Origin of the sequence: Halogeometricum sp. S1BR25-6 (assembly GCF_031624495.1) — an archaeon.
Lineage (GTDB): Archaea > Halobacteriota > Halobacteria > Halobacteriales > Haloferacaceae > Halogeometricum > Halogeometricum salsisoli.
In genome coordinates this window covers 324416-344219 of the sequence record NZ_JAMQOP010000002.1, presented here as the reverse complement: position 1 = coordinate 344219, position 19804 = coordinate 324416, and the positions used below count along the sequence as shown (strand labels likewise).

Annotated in this window: 20 protein-coding genes; 10 read left to right on the top strand and 10 right to left on the bottom strand. The window is 69.2% G+C overall.

The window, feature by feature from the left end; all coding sequences use genetic code 11:
- Window positions 1-93: 93 nt before the first annotated feature.
- Together NDI76_RS11730 and NDI76_RS11725 are read right to left on the bottom strand one after the other, a co-directional pair.
- The gene (locus NDI76_RS11730) at window positions 94-942 is read right to left on the bottom strand and encodes a TatD family hydrolase (RefSeq protein ID WP_310924267.1); all 849 of its coding nucleotides are present in this window, start codon (window positions 940-942) and stop codon (window positions 94-96) included.
- 78 nt (window positions 943-1020) lie between these two features.
- The gene (locus NDI76_RS11725) at window positions 1021-1608 is read right to left on the bottom strand and encodes an NYN domain-containing protein (protein ID WP_310924266.1); all 588 of its coding nucleotides are present in this window, start codon (window positions 1606-1608) and stop codon (window positions 1021-1023) included.
- Window positions 1609-1802: 194 nt separating this feature from the next.
- Between NDI76_RS11725 and NDI76_RS11720 the strand changes: the two genes are divergently transcribed.
- Together NDI76_RS11720 and NDI76_RS11715 are read left to right on the top strand one after the other, a co-directional pair.
- Complete coding sequence (locus NDI76_RS11720; RefSeq protein WP_425498360.1) at window positions 1803-2060, top strand: DUF7999 family protein; 258 nt, start codon at window positions 1803-1805, stop codon at window positions 2058-2060.
- A 323-nt stretch (window positions 2061-2383) separates the two neighbouring features.
- Window positions 2384-3166 carry a YhjD/YihY/BrkB family envelope integrity protein gene (locus NDI76_RS11715; RefSeq protein WP_310924265.1) on the top strand — a complete coding sequence of 261 codons (783 nt, stop codon included), beginning with the start codon at window positions 2384-2386 and terminating at the stop codon, window positions 3164-3166.
- 71 nt (window positions 3167-3237) lie between these two features.
- On the opposite strand, the gene tuf is transcribed toward NDI76_RS11715, so the two are convergent.
- On the bottom strand, window positions 3238-4503 hold the full coding sequence (tuf, locus tag NDI76_RS11710) for a translation elongation factor EF-1 subunit alpha (protein WP_310924264.1): 1266 nt from the start codon (window positions 4501-4503) through the stop codon (window positions 3238-3240).
- Window positions 4504-5023: 520 nt separating this feature from the next.
- Here tuf and gcvT point away from each other — a divergent pair.
- From gcvT to gcvPB, 4 genes are all read left to right on the top strand, one after another.
- Entirely contained in the window at window positions 5024-6124 is a 1101-nt protein-coding gene (gcvT, locus tag NDI76_RS11705; RefSeq protein WP_310924263.1) for a glycine cleavage system aminomethyltransferase GcvT, read from the top strand.
- A gap of 2 nt (window positions 6125-6126) precedes the next feature.
- Window positions 6127-6507: a glycine cleavage system protein GcvH gene (gcvH, locus tag NDI76_RS11700; RefSeq protein WP_310924262.1), complete on the top strand. Its 381-nt coding sequence runs from the start codon at window positions 6127-6129 to the stop codon at window positions 6505-6507.
- Entirely contained in the window at window positions 6504-7826 is a 1323-nt protein-coding gene (gene gcvPA, locus NDI76_RS11695) for an aminomethyl-transferring glycine dehydrogenase subunit GcvPA (protein WP_310924261.1), read from the top strand. Before gcvH ends, gcvPA begins: the two co-directional genes overlap by 4 nt.
- Window positions 7827-7889: 63 nt before the next feature.
- Window positions 7890-9323 carry an aminomethyl-transferring glycine dehydrogenase subunit GcvPB gene (gene gcvPB, locus NDI76_RS11690; RefSeq protein WP_310924260.1) on the top strand — a complete coding sequence of 478 codons (1434 nt, stop codon included), beginning with the start codon at window positions 7890-7892 and terminating at the stop codon, window positions 9321-9323.
- Between the two features lie 72 nt (window positions 9324-9395).
- Here the strand turns inward: gcvPB and NDI76_RS11685 are convergent, their stop codons facing one another.
- Together NDI76_RS11685 and NDI76_RS11680 are read right to left on the bottom strand one after the other, a co-directional pair.
- Window positions 9396-9554, bottom strand: a complete 159-nt coding sequence (locus NDI76_RS11685; RefSeq protein ID WP_310924259.1) for a DUF7838 family putative zinc beta-ribbon protein — start codon at window positions 9552-9554, stop codon at window positions 9396-9398.
- Between the two features lie 140 nt (window positions 9555-9694).
- Window positions 9695-10465 carry a helix-turn-helix transcriptional regulator gene (locus NDI76_RS11680; protein WP_310924258.1) on the bottom strand — a complete coding sequence of 257 codons (771 nt, stop codon included), beginning with the start codon at window positions 10463-10465 and terminating at the stop codon, window positions 9695-9697.
- Window positions 10466-10720: 255 nt separating this feature from the next.
- Between NDI76_RS11680 and NDI76_RS11675 the strand changes: the two genes are divergently transcribed.
- Window positions 10721-11161: a hypothetical protein gene (locus NDI76_RS11675; RefSeq protein ID WP_310924256.1), complete on the top strand. Its 441-nt coding sequence runs from the start codon at window positions 10721-10723 to the stop codon at window positions 11159-11161.
- A 12-nt stretch (window positions 11162-11173) separates the two neighbouring features.
- Here NDI76_RS11675 and NDI76_RS11670 read toward each other — a convergent pair whose 3' ends face one another.
- Window positions 11174-12202 carry an LLM class flavin-dependent oxidoreductase gene (locus NDI76_RS11670; protein ID WP_310924255.1) on the bottom strand — a complete coding sequence of 343 codons (1029 nt, stop codon included), beginning with the start codon at window positions 12200-12202 and terminating at the stop codon, window positions 11174-11176.
- A gap of 92 nt (window positions 12203-12294) precedes the next feature.
- Window positions 12295-13722 (bottom strand): amidohydrolase, encoded by a 1428-nt coding sequence (locus NDI76_RS11665; RefSeq protein WP_310924254.1) that lies wholly within the window; start codon window positions 13720-13722, stop codon window positions 12295-12297.
- A gap of 120 nt (window positions 13723-13842) precedes the next feature.
- Here NDI76_RS11665 and NDI76_RS11660 point away from each other — a divergent pair, with 120 nt between their 5' ends.
- Complete coding sequence (locus NDI76_RS11660) at window positions 13843-14106, top strand: DUF7967 family protein (RefSeq protein ID WP_310924253.1); 264 nt, start codon at window positions 13843-13845, stop codon at window positions 14104-14106.
- A 1-nt stretch (window position 14107) separates the two neighbouring features.
- Here NDI76_RS11660 and NDI76_RS11655 read toward each other — a convergent pair whose 3' ends face one another.
- On the bottom strand, window positions 14108-15118 hold the full coding sequence (locus NDI76_RS11655) for a lysylphosphatidylglycerol synthase transmembrane domain-containing protein (RefSeq protein WP_310924252.1): 1011 nt from the start codon (window positions 15116-15118) through the stop codon (window positions 14108-14110).
- A 90-nt stretch (window positions 15119-15208) separates the two neighbouring features.
- The gene (locus NDI76_RS11650) at window positions 15209-15502 is read right to left on the bottom strand and encodes a hypothetical protein (RefSeq protein ID WP_310924251.1); all 294 of its coding nucleotides are present in this window, start codon (window positions 15500-15502) and stop codon (window positions 15209-15211) included.
- A 280-nt stretch (window positions 15503-15782) separates the two neighbouring features.
- Between NDI76_RS11650 and fmdA the strand changes: the two genes are divergently transcribed.
- Window positions 15783-17057 carry a formamidase gene (gene fmdA / locus NDI76_RS11645; protein ID WP_310924250.1) on the top strand — a complete coding sequence of 425 codons (1275 nt, stop codon included), beginning with the start codon at window positions 15783-15785 and terminating at the stop codon, window positions 17055-17057.
- Between the two features lie 73 nt (window positions 17058-17130).
- Window positions 17131-18792: a TCP-1/cpn60 chaperonin family protein gene (locus tag NDI76_RS11640; protein ID WP_310924249.1), complete on the top strand. Its 1662-nt coding sequence runs from the start codon at window positions 17131-17133 to the stop codon at window positions 18790-18792.
- Window positions 18793-18812: 20 nt separating this feature from the next.
- On the opposite strand, the gene ddh is transcribed toward NDI76_RS11640, so the two are convergent.
- The gene (ddh, locus tag NDI76_RS11635; protein WP_310924248.1) at window positions 18813-19790 is read right to left on the bottom strand and encodes a D-2-hydroxyacid dehydrogenase; all 978 of its coding nucleotides are present in this window, start codon (window positions 19788-19790) and stop codon (window positions 18813-18815) included.
- Window positions 19791-19804 lie beyond the last annotated feature (14 nt).

Sequence of the window (19804 nt, the reverse complement as noted above, 5' to 3'; positions counted from 1 at the left end):
GAATCGGCGGGTCGACGGCGGCGAATCGACGGTGTGGGCGCCTCACGGGGCGTGAGCGCGTTCCCGAGTCTCCGGGTCGCCGACCGGACGGATTCAGCGCTCCAGCGTTCCGCGCGTGTCGATACCGTACACGGCCCGCGGCGTCTCGACGTGCGCCGTCTCCACGGCGTCGTCCCACCCCTCCTCCAGCATCCACCGCACGCGCCGGGGCACCGTCTTCGGACCGAGCACCGCGCCCGGCCGGTCGGCGTCGTCGACGAAGTCCGTCTCCATCAGGAACGATTCGCCCCGGTCGGCCGCGGTTTCGAGGCGGTCCTTCTCGCTCATGACGCTCGGCGTCGGCCCCGCGAGTCGCCCCGCGGCGTAGTGTTTCACGACCCTCTCGGGGTCCATCCCCGCCTCGGCGGCCCACTCGGCGACCTCCGAGAGGTCCTCGGTCGACTCGGTGTGCAGTTGGACGGCGCAGTCCAGTTCCGCGCCGAGGTCGAAGGCGTGCCGCATCACGTCGTTCGACGCCTCCCACACCTCGTCGTCCACGTCGTAGTGCGGCCGCCCCGACTTCAGACCGAGGGCCGCCCCGTCGCGGACGTACTCGGACGCGAGGTCCAACCCCGAGCGCATCACGTCGCGCGCCTCGGCCGCCGAGAGGTCGCGTTCGTCGACGAGGCGGGAGACGAGGCCGGGGTGGACGCCGAGGACGGGCCACGCGCGCCCCGGCAGTTCCTCGGTCGCCTCCTCGACGACGTCGATAGTCTCCTCGAAGACGGGTCGGAAATCCTCCCGCTCGCTGGCCTCGATACCGAAGTGCCACGACGGGCGGTTCACCACGAGGAGGTGGGTGCCGCCGAGGCGCGCGAAGTCGCGGACGGCGTCGATACCTCGACCGTGCGTCGGGTTCAGGTGCAGGTGGTTGTCGAGGACCGGCGTACCCAGGTCTTCCATACGTCGGGGTCGGACGGTTCGAGTAAAAGGTTGGTCGCTCCCGACCGTCGGCGCGTCGGCACTGATTCTCGCGTCGTGCTACCCGTCGTAACCGACCAGCGACGGGCCGTCCTCGTCGTCGCCCAGCGTGACGCTCTCCGTCGCGGCGTTCCGCAGGGCGTCCGACCGGCCGAACGCGCCGGGGGCGATTGCCACGGTGCGCAGACCGTAGGCGTTGGCCGTCTCGATGGCGGGCTTGAAGTCCGTGTCGCGGGAGGCGACGGCGACGACGTCGGCCCGCCCTTCGACGGCGAAGCGCGTCAGGTCGACGGCGAGGCGGACGTCCACGTCGCCGCTGGTGACGACCACCTCGAACCCGCGTGCCTCGGCGGCCTGAATCAGCCCCGGAGTGGCGTGTTCGTCGAGGTAGAGCCGCGTAGCGGCGGGTCGGCCGAAGGCGGCGGCCGCCTCGCGCACGTCGTCCAAGTCCACGTCGAACTCCTCGCGGAGGACGTTCGGCCCGTCGACGAACAGGGCGACGCGCGGGTCTCCGCCGGGGGGAACGCCGTCGGTAGTGGCGTCGGTCGCGGTATCGGTGCGGGCGTCGTCGTCGTCGGAGACGCCGGCGTCCGCTCCCGTCGCGGTCTCCGTGTCCTCGGGCGCGGCGTCCCGTCGCGAGGGGTTCATGCGCGTCCGTTCCGCCCGAACCCGAATAACCCCGCTGATTCGGCGAAGGGGGAATCCGACGGTCCGTCCGGTCGCTCCGTGACTACCGTGACGCGCGGGCGGGGTTCATCCCATCCCAACCCCGTATGTACACCTTATACACCTAGTGGGCCAGATTTATCTATCTATCTCGCGCACAAGTTGATGAAGTAAGAATGAGTGTAGCAAAGATTGGTGAAACGTTCACTGTCGTCGGCGAGATGAACGCCCACGGCGCGTTGACCCTACGGACCCACGAGACGAACGCGACCTACCACGTCGTCGAGTACGCTCACGAGGGCCTCCGCGAACGACTCGCCGGACTTCCGACGGGAGCGCCCGTCACGATGGAGTTGACGCGGGCCGGCGCCCGCGGCAACGGATGGCGCGCCGACGGCGTGTACCTCCGAAACGACGCGGCCGCAGGTGGGTGAGAAAACGGAGGCACCAACCGCGCCGAATCCAACCACGAGCGGTCCCCGCTGTACCGCCACCGGAACGCCCGCCGACGTTCCACGTTAGTCTGTATCAACCGTCCCTCCCGATACGTCCCGAGGGAGCGTGCACATCCCGCCTGGTGCGTTCGCCCCCTCGCTTCCGTTCTCCGAATCCGTGACGCGATGCGTCATGGCGCACCGTGACGCCCCGTGACGCCGAGTCGAGACCGGCGGCGCGCGAGCGACGCGAAACCCGGAGCGACTAGTCGGGGTCGACGACGGCCACACAGCGTTTTCAGTGCGCTCCCGCTAGGGCTGATGTGCCGCGACCCGACACCGCCGTCGAGACGGTGCGGACCGTCGTCGAGACGTCGTACGAGCACCGGATACAGTATCCGGCGGCGGCGCTGGCGTATTACGGCTTCGCCTCGCTGCTCCCGGTGTTGGTGCTGCTGTTGGTCGTCGTCGGGAAACCGATTATCGAACCGGTCCGAGCGGCGACGTCGCAGTTTCTCACCCCGCAGGCGCAGGGGCTGGTCTCGCGAGCGCTGTCAAACTCCGCCGGGAAGGCGAGTGCGACCCTGTTCGCCGTCGTCGTCCTCGTCTGGAGCGCCGCCAACGCCACCGCCGGCTTCGAGACGGTGATCTCCCGCGTCGAGGACGCCGCTCACGAGTCGCCGCGCGGCCGACTCGCCGACGCGGCCAGCATCCTCGCTTCGGTCGGACTGAGCGTCGGGTCGGTCGTCGCCGCGAGCGCGTTCTTCGTCCTCCTACCCAGCGTCGTCCCCGCCGTGGCCGGTCTTGGCTCCCTCTTCGTCGCGCTCTCGCTCGTGCTCCTCCCCCTGTACTACGTCCCGACGAGCGAACTCCCCTCCCCGACGGCGGCGCTTCCGGGGAGCGTCGCCGCCGCGTTCGGGTGGACGGTCCTGCTCGCCGCCGTCCGGTTCTACATCGCGAACGCGGCCGCGTACGCGGTCTTCGGCGTCCTCAGCGTCATCTTGCTCGTGCTCTCGAGCCTCTATCTCGCCGCCGTCGTGCTCATGCTCGGGTTCGTCGTGAACGCGACGCTCTCGACGGCGACGACCGCCGCCGGGTCGGCCTGAGACTCGGTCACCCCGCGGAAACGCGGCTCACCGCTCGCTCGCGGACCGCCGCGTTGAAAGAAGGGAGTCGGTCACCGCCCGTGGACTTCGAGCACCTTCCCGGCCGCGATGGTCTGACCCATGTCGCGGATGGCGAAGGAGCCGAGTTCGGGAATTTCCGAGGAGGGTTCCAGCACCAGCGGTTTCTGCGGGCGCAGGGTCACGACGGCGGCGTCGCCGGCCTTGATGAAGTCGGGGCTCTCTTCTGCGACCTCGCCGGATTTCGGGTCGAGTTTCTTGTCGATGGACTCGAACGTGCAGGCCACCTGCGCGGTGTGCGCGTGGATGACCGGCGTGTAGCCCGCGGTGATGACCGAGGGGTGCTGCATCACGACGATTTGCGCCTGGAACGTCTCGGCGACCGAGGGGGGTGCATTGGCGGGACCCGCCACGTCGCCGCGGCGGATGTCGTCCTTGCCGATGCCGCGGACGTTGAATCCGACGTTGTCGCCGGGGCCCGCGCTGTCGACTTCCTCGTGGTGCATCTCGATGGTCTTCACCTCGCCGGAGACGTCCGAGGGCTGGAAGGAGACGTTGTCCCCGACGTTGAGCGTCCCCGTCTCGACGCGTCCGACGGGGACCGTGCCGATGCCGGAGATGGTGTAGACGTCCTGAATCGGGATGCGAAGGGGGGCGTCCGTCGGCGGCGACGGCGCCGGGAGGTTGTCGAGGGCCTCCAGCACGGTGGGGCCGTCGAACCAGTCCATGTTCTCCGAGCGCTCGGCGATGTTGTCCCCCTCGAACGCCGAGATGGGAATGAAGCGGGCGTCGTCGGTGTCGAAGCGCACCTGCTTCAGCAGGTCCTGCACCTCCGAGCGAATCTCCCCGTAGGTGTCCTCGCTGTAGCCGACGGTGTCCATCTTGTTGATGGCGATGATGAGCGTCTCGATGCCCAGCGTGCGCGCGAGGAAGACGTGTTCGCGGGTCTGTGGGGCGACGCCGTCGTCGGCGGCGACCACGAGGACGGCGTGGTCGGCCTGGGAGGCCCCGGTAATCATGTTCTTCACGAAGTCGCGGTGACCGGGCGTGTCCACGATGGTGAAGTAGTATTTGTCCGTGTCGAAGCGCTGGTGGGCGATGTCGATGGTCACCCCGCGCTCTCGCTCCTCGGCGAGGTTGTCCATGACGTAGGCGAACTCGAAGCCCGATTTGCCCTTCTCGGCGGCCTCTTCGCGGTGCTGCTCGATGATGTGCTCGGGGACGCTCCCCGTCTCGAACAGCAGTCGGCCGACGAGGGTGGATTTCCCGTGGTCGACGTGTCCGATAATGGCCAGGTTCTGGTGTGGTTTGTCGCTCATGATAGGAAACGCGTCGGCGGTCGCACCCGCGAAAGCGGGCGCGGTCCGCGACGCCTATCAATCTAGATGGATGCGAGAGGACAAAACAGTTTCTCGGGGCGAGAGCGCCCGAAAGAGAGAGTTTCAGCCGATTAGATGCTTCGCATCAGACGGTCCATGTCGGCGAAGGTGGCCGTTCGGCGGTCGCGGTCGTCAGCACGGACGTCTCGGTTGTGAGTATTTGCTACTATCATAGTAACTTATTCGGTAGCCAGCAATATAAACCTATTTCACGGATTTTGATTCGTCAGTGCAGTCGATTGACAACTATAGTGACATCTATTTATCAATTCTTCGGACTGCTCCCAAACGGACACTCGGGTCACCGAACTGGACGGACTCGTCTGAACCTCGTTCGTCGGACGCCCCCTCAAATGTAGATTTCCTATCGCGGCATTCAGTTTACCGCGACGAACGCCCGCTCACCGGAACCCCGAACCGACATACCAAAGCATTACTTCGCCCGAACCAACTCGGAGGTATGGCCCTTCGCAAACCGCCGTTGCGCGAGGCTCACGCGGCCCGTGACGCCAAGTTCACGGAGTTCGGTGGGTGGGACATGCCGGTCGAGTTCGACTCGATTCGGACAGAGCACGCGGCCGTCCGCGAATCGGTCGGCATCTTCGACGTCTCGCACATGAGCGAGGTGGAGGTGTCCGGACCGGACGCGACGACGCTGATGCAACGACTCACCACGAACGACGTGACGCGCCTCGACCCCGGCGACTCCCAGTACGCGATGATAACGGACGAGGAGGGAACGATTCTGGACGACACGGTCGTCTACCGCCTCCCCGACGAGGAGGGAGAGCGCTACCTGTTCATCCCGAACGCCGGGCACGACGCCGAGATGCACGACCGGTGGACCGCCCACCGGGAGGAGCGGTGGTTGGACGCGCAGGTGAACAACGTCACCGAGGAATGGGCGATGTTCGCCGTGCAGGGTCCCGACGCCCGGGACGCCGTCGCCGCCGCGGCCGACGGCGCCGCCGACCTCCCGAAGTTCGAGGCCCGTTACGCCGACGTCGGCGGCGTCCGGTCGTGGGTCGCCCGCACCGGCTACACCGGCGAAGACGGCTTCGAGATACTCTGTCCGTGGGACGAGGCGGAGGCGATGTGGAACGCGTTCGTCGACGACCACGGCTGTACGCCGTGCGGCCTCGGCGCGCGCGATACCCTCCGCATCGAGATGGGCTTCCTGCTCTCCGGGCAGGATTTCGACCCCGAGACGGAGCCTCGCAACCCCTACGAGGCCGGCGTCGGCTTCGCGGTGAAACTCGATACCGAGTTCGTCGGCCGCGACGCCCTCGAAGCCGCCTACGAGGAGGGCGTCGACGAGAAGCTCGTCGGGTTGAAACTGCTGGACCGCGGCGTCGCCCGACACGGCTACGACGTCGTCGACGAGGACGGGCACGTCGTCGGCCACGTCACCAGCGGAACGATGAGTCCCACCCTGAACGAACCGATAGCGCTCGGCTACGTCCCCGTCGAGTACGCCGACCCCGGAACGCGCCTGCGCGTCGCCGTCCGGGAACAGGAGAAACGCGCGAAGGTAGTTAGCACGCCCTTCCTGGAGGATTAACAATGTTCGAAGTACCCGAAGACCGCAAGTATCTGGAATCGCACGAGTACGCAACCACCGACGGCGAGACGGCCACCATCGGCATCTCCGATTTCGCCCAGGACGAACTGGGCGACGTCGTCTTCGTCGAACTCCCCGCGGAGGGTGACGACGTGACGAGAGGCGAGGAGTTCGGCGTCGTCGAGTCCATCAAGGCCGTCTCCGACCTCTACGCGCCCGTCTCCGGCACGGTGGTCGGCGTGAACGAAGAACTGTTCGACCGGCCGGAACTCGTCAACGAGGACCCCTACGGGGAGGGGTGGATGCTCGAAGTCGAGGTGTCGGACGCCGACGAGTTCGACGAACTGCTCTCGCCCGAGGAGTACCGCGACCAGACCGAATGACGCGCGGAAGCCCCTACGCACCCCACACCGAGGCGGAGACGGCGGCGATGCTCGACGCCGTCGACGCCGACGGCGAGGAGTCGCTGTTTGACATCCCCGAGGACGTGCGGTTCGACGGCGAGTTCGGCATCGACGCGCGCGGAGAGCGGGAACTGCGGACCGAACTGTCGAGGACGTTCGCGAAGAACGCGGACCTCACCGAGTTCCTCGGACGCGGTCACCACGGCCACTACGTCCCCGCGCTGGTCGACGACATCTCGCGCCGCTCGGAGTTTCTCACCTCCTACACGCAGTACCAACCCGAAATAACGCAGGGATTCCTGCAGGTACTGTTCGAGTACCAGTCGCTGCTGGTGGAACTCACTGGCCTCCCCGTGGCGAACTGCTCGATGTACGACGCCGCGACGGCGCTGGCGGAGGCGGCGCGCCTCTCGAACCGCGTCCGCCGCGTCTCCGGGACTCGGATTCTCGTTCCGAAGACGCTCCACGCCGGCAAGCGGAGCGTCCTCGATAACTACGTCTCCGGGACGGACCTGACCGTCGAGACGTACCCGATGGACGACGGCAACGTCGACGTTGACGCTCTCGGGGACGCGGTCGGCGAGGACGTCTCGATGGTGTACGCCGAGAACCCGACGGTCCGCGGCGCCGTCGAGGAGCGTCTCTCGGAAATCGGCGACGTGGCGGACGAGGCGGGCGCGCTGTTCTGCCTCGGCACCGACATCGTGGCGCTCGGACTGCTCGAAGAACCCGCGAGCGTCGGCGCCGACGTCGTCGTCGGCGAGGCGGACGCCCTCGGGATGCCCACCGCCTACGGGATGGGACTCGGTCTGTTCGCCACCCGCGAGTCGTTCCTCCGGCAGGTGCCGGGGCGACTCGTCGGCGCGAGCGAGGACGCCGGTGGCAAGCGGGCGTACACGCTGACGCTGCAGACGCGCGAGCAGCACATCCGCAAGGAGCGGGCCACCTCGAACATCTGTACGAACCAGGCGTGGGTCGCCCTCCGGACGGCGATGCACGTCGCGTACCTCGGTCCCGACGGCCTCGTCGACTTGGCGAAGCGCTGCGTCACCGACGCCGAGTCGCTCGCGGCCGCGCTGAACGACCTGAAGGGCGTCAAAGCCCCCGTCCACGACCGACACCACTTCCGCGAGTTCGTCGCGCACACCGACCAACCCGCCGAGGCCATCGCCTCCGATTTGGAGGCGGAGGGCTTCGCCGTCCACGTCGTCGGGGAGCACGAACTGCAGGTGTGCGTCACCGACCTGAACGCCCGGAAGACCGAGGAACTGGTCGCGGCGTTCGAGGAGGTTCTGTAAGATGGAGTACGTCCGGACGCGAGGCGCCCAGCCTCGTTCACTCTCGCCACGGAGGTGTCTCGAATGAACTACGACCAAGCGCGCTACTCGCGCGACGACCAGTACGAACCGCTACTCGCCGAGAAGAACGCCGCACGCGTCGAGATAGACGAGGATGACTCGCCGCTGCCGGCCGAGTTGACGCGCGATTCGGTGGAACTTCCGGACCTCTCGGAACCCGAACTCGCCCGCCACTACACGCGCCTCTCGCAGATGAACTGGAGCGTCGAGAGCGGGCCGTACCCGCTGGGGTCCTGCACGATGAAGTACAACCCCTCGTTCACCGAGGACGTCGCCGCCGACCCGAACGCGGCGGTCCACCCCGACCGCTCGGCCGGGAGCGTGCAGGGGTCGCTCGAACTCCTCTGCGACCTGCAGGACTACCTCGCGCGTATCGGCGGGATGGACGCTGTGACGCTGCAACCGCCCGCGGGCGCCGCTGGGGAGTTCGCGGGTATCCTCGTCGCGAAGGCGTACCACGAGGCCAACGGCAACGATCGGCACGAAGTCGTCGTCCCCGCCTCCGCGCACGGGACGAACTTCGCGTCGGCCGCGATGGCAGGCTACGACGTGGTGGAACTCCCGAGCGACGAGGACGGCCGCGTCGACGTGGACGCCCTCGACGCCGCCCTCTCTGAGGACACCGCGGCGCTGATGCTCACCAATCCGAACACGGTGGGCCTGTTCGAACGCGACATCGTCGACATCGCGGAGATGGTACACGACGTGGGCGGTCTGCTCTACTACGACGGCGCGAACCTCAACGCCCTGCTCGGCCGGGCCCGTCCGGGCGACATGGGCTTCGACATCATGCACTACAACGTGCACAAGACGTTCGCCACGCCGCACGGCGGCGGCGGCCCAGGCGCCGGCCCCGTCGGCGTCGTCGAGGAACTCGCCCCCTACCTGCCGAGTCCGCGCGTCCGCGAGACGGGCGGCAACTACGAACTGTTCGACCCCGAGGAGTCAATTGGCAAGGTCCACGGCTACCAAGGCAACTGGTTCGTCCTCGTCAAGGCGTACGCCTACATCGCCCGCCTCGGCGATACGGGACTGGCGGACGCCTCCGCGAAGGCCGTGCTGAACGCGAACTACCTCGCCTCGCAGATAGACTACGAGGTGCCGTACGAACCGTTCCACCACGAGTTCGCCGCCACCGCCGGCGACAGAGACGCCGCCGACGTAGCCAAACGGATGCTCGACTACGGCGTCCACCCGCCGACGACGAAGTGGCCCGAGTTCGTCCCCGAGGCGATGCTTACCGAACCCACTGAGATAGAGAACCGCGACTCGCTCGACGACTTAGCGCACGCGTTCAACGCCGCGATGGCCGACTCCGACGAGGAGTTGGAGAACGCGCCCTCGAAGACGACGGCGCGACGTATCGACCAGGTGACCGCCGCGCGCGAACCCCGCCTATCGTGGCGGGCGCTGGACTCTGACGAAAGCGAGGAGTAGCGACCGCGCGACGGCTCTTTTTGGCCGCCGCTCGAACGAAGCGCGAAGAGAGAGAGAGAGAACAGTGCGAGCCTACGCCGTGCTGATGTCGCCGTCTATCTGGATGAAGCCGAACCCGCAGTCGCTACAGCGCCACTTCGTCTTCTTCCCGAGGTGAATCTCCATGTACGCCGTCTTCCAGAACTCGGTGCTGTCGCACTCGGGGCAGTCGCGTTCCATCTCCAGACTCATACTCGCTGTTCTGCGTCGATGGCAGTTGAAGATACTGGTTCTCCCACTCGCGGGCCCCGTCGGAACTCGTCGAACCGGCCGACAGGCCTCGTATATCGCATACCGCGATACGTAATTCGGAATCAGCGGCGCCCGACCACCTATTCCGTCACCCGGTCCGACTGCTCTCGGTACCGCTCGAATAACTCCGCCGCCCACGCGCGAACCCGGGCGTCGTCGGACTCGACGAGCGCTCGCAACCGTTTCTCCCTGTCGTAGGCGGCCAGCAGCACCCGGTCGTCGCCGAGGACGAGTCCGACCGAGAAGAAATCTCGACAGCGGTACAGCGAGAGCACGTCCAGACGGACGACCGTCGCGAACTCCGTCGGGTTGCGCTCTCTGGCCCGTCGGACCATCGGCGCTGGCATCACGAGGTCCGTGTGTACGCCGCGCATCGCCAGCGACGCGTGCGCGTCGTGGAACAGGCGGCTCAGCACCGGCGAGAGCATCCTGACACGGTCGGTGTCGAGGCGCTTCACGCTCTGGACGTAGCGGTGGACCGGAGCCTGCGGGTCGTCGTCGGTCGCGGCGGTCAGTTCGGCGCCGGCCAGCCACGCCGGGTCCGGCGCGTGGTCGCGGTCCGGCAGGTGGCGGAACAGCGGCGCGAACTCGCCGATTCGGTCGAGGGCGTCGACGTACGCCGCGTGCTCCTCGGCGACGAGGGTGCCGGTCACGGTCGCTCGGTAGGTCCCCCCGCCGCTCTCGGCCCACCCCCGGTCGACGAACGCCGCGAGGTTCCGCTGGACGCTCCGCCGCGAGAACGGGAGGTCGTCGGCGAGTTCGCTCGGCGACGCGCCGCCCTCGGAGAGGCGCCGAAGCAGGGTCAGACGGTCCGGCGAATCCGCGAGGAACCGCGCGGGGTCGTCGGTCACGCCTCCCCCTATCGGAACGGACGAGAAAAACCCTGCCGTCGGCCGCGAGACGCACCGACCACCGGGCGACGACAACCCGCGACGCGGACGACGCGGGCCGTCACACGCGCCGGGCGGTGACGTAAACTCGTCCGCCCGCGTCGGGTCCGATATGGACGCACTGCCCGTCGACGGCGCCGAACTCGTCGACACCACTCACGGGTCGCCTCCGGCGGCGCGGACGATACCGAGTCGTCGACCGACGCCTGCGGACCCGTGTTAGACGTTCGTCGACGCGCGTTCGTCCGGGACGTCGCCGTCTGCGTCGCCGTGGTCGTCGCGCTGTACGCCCTGATGCGCGTCCCGTTTCAGCCCCTCCAGATACCGGGCTACCTCCTCGTCGTCGGCTTCGACTGGCTGGAGTTCGCGCTCGGGTCGACGGGGGAACGGTACCCGTTCTGGTTCGGCGCGTACCTCCTCGGTCTCGGCGTCGTCGGCGGCCTCGTCGCCCGCCTGTTCCGGACGCTGACGGTGCGAACGGAACGTTCGGGTTGGCGGTTCGGCGCCGCCGGCGCGTGCGTCGTCGTCGGCCTCGGAGCGCTCGCGTTCACGCTGTTCGTCTCCGTTCACGCCGGCATCACGTCGGTCCTCATCACCGGCGGGACGGCGCTGGCGCTGTTCGCCGCGGCGGGTCTGCTCCTCCGCATCGGTGCCTGACCCGGAGCGCCGTCACCGACCGTCCAGTCCGACGGCCTCCGCCAGCAGTTCGTGCGACTCCAGCGCGTGGTCGTGCTCGGTGACCACCTGCTGTATCATCATCTCGTCGGCGCCGACGCGCTCCGCGAGTTGGTCGAGGGGTCCGGAGAGCGTCTCCGGACTCCCCGAAATGGCCCGCGGCCACTCGTCTTCGTCCAGCGTCTCGGGCGTAGGGTCGGGGACGCCGCCGAGTTCGTCGATGGACTCCTCGATAGAGGGTCGGGTGCCCACCTCGCCGCGCCGCATCCGCTTGTACGACGCCTCGGCCACCGCGCGGCGGCGGGCCGCCTCCTCGTCGGTCTCCGCGCAGACGGCGTTCAGCGCCACCATCACGTGCGGTTCGTCGAGGCCGCCCGCCGATTCGGAGGGTTCGAACCGTTCGCGGTACTCCGCGACGGCGTGGGCGGCGAACTGCGGGCGGATGAACGCCGCGAAGCAGTAGGGGAGGCCGAGTTCGCCCGCGATGGCAGCGCTGGAGGGACTCGACCCCAGCGCCCACGGCGCCGGGGGTTCGGCGTCCGAGCGCGGAATCTCCAAGTCGGCGTAGGCGTGCGTCTCGGGGTACTCGTCGTAGAGGTGGCTGACGACGGCCTCTATCTTCTCGCGGTGGTCGCCGTCGGGGTCCTCGACGTGCCGTTCGGTGCCGAGGGCGCTGTCGGACGCCGGCGACCCGTTCGCCCGCCCGAGGCCGGCGTCGACGCGGCCGGGGGCGAGGCCGTCCAGCGCGCCGAACGCCTCGGCGACTTTGAACGGACTGTAGTGGTTCAGGAGGACGGCGCCGGTGCCGAGGCGAATCGCGTCCGTCTCGCCGGCGAGGCGGCCGAGCAGCACTTCGGGCGTCGTCCCCGCGAGCGTGCTCGCCATCCCGTGGTGCTCGGCCACCCAGAACCGCGAGTAGCCCAGTTTCTCGGCCCGTTTCGCCGTCTCGACGGTGTTCGCGTAGGCGTCGGCGGCGGTGCCGCCGTCGGGGACCGGAGAGAGGTCGACGAGAGAGAGGTCCATATCCGGAATCGGAGACTGCGACCCAAAACGGTTCGGCTACCAGCAGTCCGCCGGTATCGGTCGGTCGGTTCCGGCGGGACGAACGCCGCCGTTCAGCGGCTCACGAGTTCGTAGGGGTCCGCGCCCTCTGGGAGCGGACTCTCGTACTCGTGGCCGGCCGAGCGGTCCTCGAACTCCGCCCGGGCCCGCGCGCGGAGTTCGTCGTCCGCCAGCAGGTCGGCGAGCGTCGCCGCGATGGTCTTCGCGGCGAACGTCATGCCGACGGTGCCGAGGTCCTTCCCGGCCGCGACGGCCTGCCAGGAGTGTGCGGGCGTGCCGACGACCCACGTCGCCGCCGTGAACCGCCCGAGCGGAACGTTCCACGACACGTCGCCCGAGTCCGTCGAGTACGACCCGACCTGCCCCTCGTCGGGCGCCTCAATGGGGTCCGAGAACATCGCCGACCCGCGGGCCGCCTCCCGGTCGGACTCGGGCAGTTGTCGGAGGGCGCCCTCGACGTCCCCGAGCGTCTCGCGGAGGTCCTCGGCGAACGCGGCCTGCTCGTCGCCCAACTCGAAATCGATCGAGTTCATGTTCTCGCGGACGGCGTCGGCGATGGGATGGTTCGGGAGAACGCCGTACATCCCCGCGGTCTTCGTCGCGTCGAGGTCCGTGCGGGTCATCGTCGCCGCCGCGCCGGCGATATCGCGCACCCACTCGGAGATGCGTTCGACCTCCGCGCGTTCGGGCGCGCGGACGAGGTACTCGACGCTGGCTTCGCCGGGGACGACGTTGGCCGCCGACCCGCCGTTCCGGACGACGTAGTGGACGCGCGCGGCGTCGGGGACGTGTTCGCGCATGTACTCGACGCCGGTGTTCAGCAGTTGGACCGCGTCGAGCGCCGACCGCCCGGACTCGGGCGCGGCCGCCGCGTGCGACGTCTCGCCGCGGAAGGTGAAGTCGAAGCCGTCGTTTGCGAGACAGGAGCCCTTGCCCGGCGCGTTGTACCAACCGGGGTGCCACGAGACGACGGCGTCCACGTCGTCGAAGGCGCCGTCGCGAACCATGTACACCTTGCCGCCGCCGGCCTCCTCGGCGGGCGTGCCGAAGAAGACGACCGACCCCGAGAGGTCGCCGCGCTGGATTGCGCGCTTGACCGCGAGGGCGCCGCCGAGGCTCCCGACGCCGAAGAGGTTGTGCCCGCAGCCGTGACCGGGCGCGCCGGATTCGACGGGGTCGCGTTCGGCCGTCGCGCGCTGGCTCATCCCCGGCAGCGCGTCGTACTCGCCCATCGTGCCGACGACGGGGTCTTCCTCCCCGTACCGCGCCACGAACGCCGTGTCGATGCCGCCCGCGCCCGTCTCCACCTCGAACCCCTCCTCGCGTAGCACCGACTGGAGCCGTTCGCTCGACTCGGATTCCCGGAGCGCCACCTCCGGGTTCTCCCAGATGTCGCGGGCGAGCGTCCGCAACCGCTCGCCTTCGGCGTCGATGTCCTCGAACAGCGCCCGCTTCACCGTCTCGACGTCGCTCGTTGTCATGAGTCAACACCACAGACTGGCGCTAAAGCGTTCGCCCCCCGGCAGTCGGCGGGTCGCGGGTCGCGGACCGCGGGCGGGCGCCGGCGCAGAGTAGAAACCGCTCGCCTACGAAGACCCAATATGGCAGACACCGTCCGCTGTTGGTTCGTCGAGCGCGACTACAACGACCGCGACCTGATCATCCTCACGTACGCGACGCCGGAGGGCGACCGGGCGTACCGCCGAGAACTCGCGGCGCAGGTGGTCGACTCCTCGACGGTCACCGCCGCCCGCGACGTGGACCCCGACAACCTCGAATCGGTCGGCGACCCCGAGACGCGCGAGCGCTACGCGGCGGAGGCCGAGCGAGTGGCGAGCGAGCACGACCCGGACGACGAGATATAGGCTAGCTCCGGTAGGTGAGCCACAGCGTCGCGCCGCCGCCCACCGGGAGCACGAACCAGAAACTGGCGACGCGGTAGAGGAGCGCGATGGCCGCCGCCGTCGGCGTCGGCACGCCCGCCAGCGTCACGAGAAGGCCCGTCACGGCCGCCTCGACGCCGCCGAGACCGCCGGGGGTGGGGACGAGACTCGCCATCGAACTCGCCGGGACGATGAACGCGACCAGTTGGAGCGGCAGGGCGACGCCCATCGCCTGCCCGGCCAGCCACAAGGGAAGGGCGAAGAACACCCACCCGACGTAGGCGAGCGCGACCGTTTCGAGCACCCACGACCGGCGCTGCCCGAGGTCGCCGACGAGCGAGAAGAACCGCGCCACCCGTTCCTCGATACCTTCGGCGTCGAGAAACCCCACCCGAGACGCGAGGGGGTCCAGCACGCGGGTTATCAGCCGCGTCGCCCGCCCTCGGACCCGCCAGACGAGGTAGGCGAGCAGGGGGACGCACACCGCGACGGCGCCGAGCGCGTACACCAGCGGACGCACGTTCGTCGGGACGCTACCGGTGACGCCGAGCACCACGACGCCCGCGCCCGCGAAGGTGAAGAACGGGAGGAGATTCAGCGAGTCGGTGGTGACGACGCTGGCCAGCGACTCCTCGTAGCTCACCGCGTGGTCCGCCGACAGCACGGCGGCGACGAACGGACCGCCGCCGGCCTTGCCGAACGGCGTGACGTAGTCGGCGAACGTCGCGGCGTAGTACGTCGGGACGAGGTCGCGGTACGGAATCTCCACCGAGAGCGACGAGAGAACTACGTCCCACCCCCTCGCCCAAGCGGTGAGCGCGACCAGCGAACTCCCGCAGGCGAGGGCGACGGGGACGGGGTCCGCCTTCGACAGCGCGGAGATGATGGAGTCCCAGCCGAGGACCCGACCGAAGAGGTACAACAGGACCGCCGCGACGCCGAACCCGGCGAGCGACTTCAGCGCCGTGCGACGGTCGAACGTCGACTCGCTCATCTGGTGGCGGGTAGTCGGAGCGGACGGTTAAGCGAGGTGGCGGGCCGCGGTTCGAGAACCGACTGCGAGCCGTCGGTCGGGGGACGCACGTTATCGCGTCGAGGCGGCCGGCGCCTCCAAACGGTCGCTCTCGCCTCCCTCCTCGTCCCCGCCCGCTTCGATGTCGTCGCCCTCCTCGCCGCCTTCGCCGCCTTCCCCGCCCTCGCCGCCTTCTTCGCCTTCGCCGCCCTCTCCGCCTTCCTCGCCTTCGCCGCCCTCTCCGCCTTCTTCACCTTCTTCACCTTCGCCGCCAGGGGCCGCACAACCCGCGAGTCCGATTCCGAGCGCGCCGGCCCCGATGCCGCGGAGGAGCGTCCGCCGGTCGTAGTCGTCGGTGTCAGTCATGGACTGCGACTCGGCACCCGCGCGGGTATACGTTCGGGCCGCCGCGTCCGCCCTCCTCGGCGTCGCCGACGTTCGGGGGGTTCCACGGCGGCGACTCGGAAGAAAGCGGGTTCGTTCGAATTCTAACTCGGGATAGTGTTTATGAAGCTTCACCCCGGAATTACCATACTATTCGAGCAAACTCCTCGCATATTCACGGACAGAAAATCGAGAGAGTACCTCGAAGTTAGAAAAACGTTTATCTCGACTCGAACTGTCAGCCAGCGTGGAGATACGTTCGATGCCAGAAGTAAAATTCGAGGTCGACGTCGACAGTCCGCCCGACGAGCAACCCGGCGCGAACCCGTTCAATCGCTGGCACCCGGACATTCCGGCGGCCGTCGAGGCCGAACCCGGCGAGACGATGCGGTTGGAGGCGCTCGATTGGACCGGCGGCCAGATAGCCGACGACGACAACGCCAACGACGTCCGGGACGTGGACCTGAGCCAGGTCCACTACCTCGCCGGCCCGGTACACGTCGAGGGCGCCGAACCCGGCGACCTACTGAAGGTCGAGTTCCTCGACATGGGGCCGCTGAACGACCGGTGCGAGTTCGGCTTTACCGGCACGTTCTCCCGGCAGAACGGCGGCGGCTTCCTGACGGACCACTTCCCCGACGCCGCCAAGTCCGTCTGGGACATCGACGGCTACACCGTCTCCTCGCGGCACGTGCCCGACGTGCGCTACGAGGGGAAGATTCACCCCGGACTGGCCGGGTGTGCGCCGAGCGAGGAACTGTTGGAGGAGTGGAACGAGCGCGAACGGGCGCTGGCGGAGAAACACGAGGCGGACCCCGAGTCGATTCACAACCACCCCACCGGCGAGGAGGAACCCGGCGTGGCGAACCTCCCGACGACCGAGGGCGCCCAGATGGGCGAGATGGACCCCGAGGCGGCCGAGGAGGCGGCCGAGACGGCCGCGCGGACGGTGCCGCCGCGCGAACACGGCGGCAATCACGACATCAAGGACCTCTCCATCGGGTCGACGGTGTACTTCCCCGTCTACGTCGAGGGGGCGAAGTTCGGCGTCGGCGACTTCCACGCCTCGCAGGGCGACGGCGAGATAACGTTCTGCGGCGCCATCGAGATGCCGGGCTACGTCGACGTGGAGTTCGACCTCGTGAAGGGCGGCATGGAGGCGCACGGCGTCGACCACCCCATCTTCGAACCCGGCCACCGCGGCCCGCATTTCGAGGACTACGTGACCTTCTGCGGCTACTCGGTCACCGAGGACGGCGAGCAGCACTACATCGACTCGCACGTCGCCTACCGTCGCGCCTGCCTGCAGGCCATCGACTACCTGAAGAAGTTCGGCTACACGGGCCAGCAGGCCTACCACCTGCTCGGGACGGTGCCCGTCGAGGGGCGGCAGAGCGGCGTCGTCGACGTGCCGAACGCGTGTTCGACGCTCGCGCTCCCGAAGGGCGTCTTCGAGTTCGACGTCTCGCCGGGCGGACTGGAGGAGTCGAAGACCGACCGCGGCGACCTGGTCGTCACGGACGACCCGCTCGGGTGACCCGACGGATGCGAGCGGCAACTCCGGACGCGAACGCGGGCGCGACCCCGAACCGTCTCCGTCCGGCGCTCCGATGTCGGACGTAGCGCGGCCGCCTCTGGCGGAGACCGGGGACGGGCGAGACGGAGAGGTACCGACACCGGCCGAATCCGCGCGGGCGCTGGCGGGCACCGTCCGGTCGACGTTCGGGCCGAACGGCCGCGACAAGATGCTCGTCGGTTCCGACGGCACCGTCGTCGTCACGAACGACGGCGCGAGTATCCTCGACCGACTCGACGTCGAGGACCCCGTCGCTCGGGTGCTGTCGCGGGCCGTCCGGACCCAGCGAGCGCGCGTCGGCGACGGCGCGACGGGGACCCTGCTCCTCGTCGACGAACTGCTCTCGGCGGCGTCGTCGCTCGTCGCGGACGGCTACCACCCGACGACGGTCGTCGAGGGGTACGCGCTGGCGGCGACCCGCGCCCGCGAACGGCTTCCCGCCTACGAACTTCCGGTCGAGGAGGGCGACGAGGAGCGCCTGCGAAGCGTGGCGAAGACGGCCGTCACGGGTCGGTGGGACGACGCGGCCGCCGAGCGGTTCGCCGGCCTCGCCGTCTCCGGCCTCCGCGCCGTCGGCTTCGACGACGCCCGTCTCGACCTGTGCGCCTACCCGGGTGGCGAACTCCGGGAGTCGACGCTCCTCGACGGCGTCCTCGTCGACACCGACACCTCCTCGACGGGCGTCGAGGACGGCGCCGTCGAGGGACCGCGGACGCTCGCCGACGCGCGAGTGGCGATGCTCGACGCCGAACTCGCCGTCGAGACGCCCCGCGGGGCCGGGTCGCTCGGTCTCGACGGACCCGAGGAACTCGACGCCCTGCGCGAACACGAGCGGTCGGTCCGCGCCGACGCCGTCCGGGCGGTCTCGGGGTCGGGCGCCGACGCGCTGTTCTGTCAGAAGTCCGTCGACGGGGCGGTGCGGTCGGAACTCGCCCGCGCGGGCGTGTTGGTCGTCGAGCGCACGCGGCGAGACGAGTTCGACGCTCTCGCCCGCGCGACGGACGCGGACCCGACGATGGCCGTCGCGGACCTCTCCCCCGAGCGCCTGGGACGCGCGGGCGAGGTCCGTCGGCGGACCGTCGGGACGGCCGATACGCTCGTCGTGACGGGCGGTCGCGGGGAGTCGCGGGCGACGCTGCTGCTCCGCGGCGGGACGCCGCACGTCGCCGAGGAGACGGAGCGCATCGTCGAGGACTGCCGGACGCTCGTCCGGCGCGCCCTCCGAGACGAGGGCGTCCTCCCCGGCGGCGGCGCGGCGGCGACGGCCCTCGCGCGGGACCTCGGCGCGTGGTCCGAGGGCGTCGGCGGGCGAGAGGCGGCGGCCGTCGAGGCGTTCGCCGACTCGCTGGAGGCGATACCTCGCCAATTGGCGACGAACGCCGGTCTCGACCCCGTCGACTCGCTGGTCGAACTCAGGACCCGGCACAGTGAGGGCGACTCGACCGTCGGTATCGGCCGGTCGGGGGCGCTCCGTGAGATGGTCGAGGCCGGGGTGCTGGAGCCGTCGGCCGTCCTCGACCGGACGCTCACGACGGCGTTCGAGGCCGTTTCGGCGGTGCTCCGCGTCGACGACGTGCTCGCGGTCGACGCGGCCGACGCTCCCGGTTCGGACGAGGGCGGGCCCGGCGGGAGCGGAAACGGCGCCCCCCGCCGGAGTCGGGCGACCGGCGGCTACCCGTGGGCCATCGGACACTGAGTCGGACGACCCCTTCGGTCTCAGACCACCTGGTTCGCCAGCGATTCGCCGGATTCGAGGCGGCGAACGTTCTCGCCGACGATGTCCGCGACCCGTTCGGGGAACGCCTCGTCGGCGGCCGAGGCGTGCGGCGTGACGACGACGTTCTCCATCCCCCACAGCGGCGACTCTTGTGGGAGCGGTTCGGGGTCGGTCACGTCCAGAGCGGCGCCGGCGATGGACTCGGATTTGAGGGCGTCGACGACGGCCGATTGGTCCGCGACGGGGCCGCGCGCGACGTTCACGAGGTAGGCGTCTTCGCGCATCGCCGCCAGTTCCTCGGCGCCGAACAACCCTTCCGTCGCCGGGTTCAGGGGAACCGCGAGCACGACGAACCGCGCGTCCGAGACCGCCTCCCGGAGGTTCTCGGGCGAGTACCGCTCCGCGACGTGGTCGACGGGCGCGGGCGTCCGGCGCACGCCGGTCACCGACATCCCGATGGCGTCCGCGCGGCGAGCGATACCGCGTCCGAGGGTACCCAGTCCCACGACGCAGACGCGTTCGCCCTCCAGTGTGAACGACTCGCCCCACGGCCGCGGGTTCCACTCGCGGTCGAGTTGGTCGTCGCGGTAGCGGTGCAGGCCGTGGGCGAACTGGAGCATGTAGCCCAGTACCGTTTCGCCGACGGGCGCGCCGTGGATGCCGGAACTGTTCGTCAGCGCGATTCCCCGGTCGCGGAGGGCCTCGACCGGGAACTCGTCGTGACCGGCGCGGACGACGTGGACCCACTCGAGACCGGCGTCGAGGAACCATTCCTCGAAGCCGAACGAGGCGACGACGTCTATCGAGTCGCCGACGGAAGCCGGGTCGACGGTCACGTCCCTGCCGCCCCTGCCGTCGCCGTGACCGTCGAGGACGCGAACGGTCGCCTCGGGGGCGGCGTCAGTCAGTTCCGATTCGAGGCGTTCGGGCGGCACGATGCGGGCGACGGACGGGTGGATTCCGATGGTGAGGGGCACGTACCCGCGTCCGG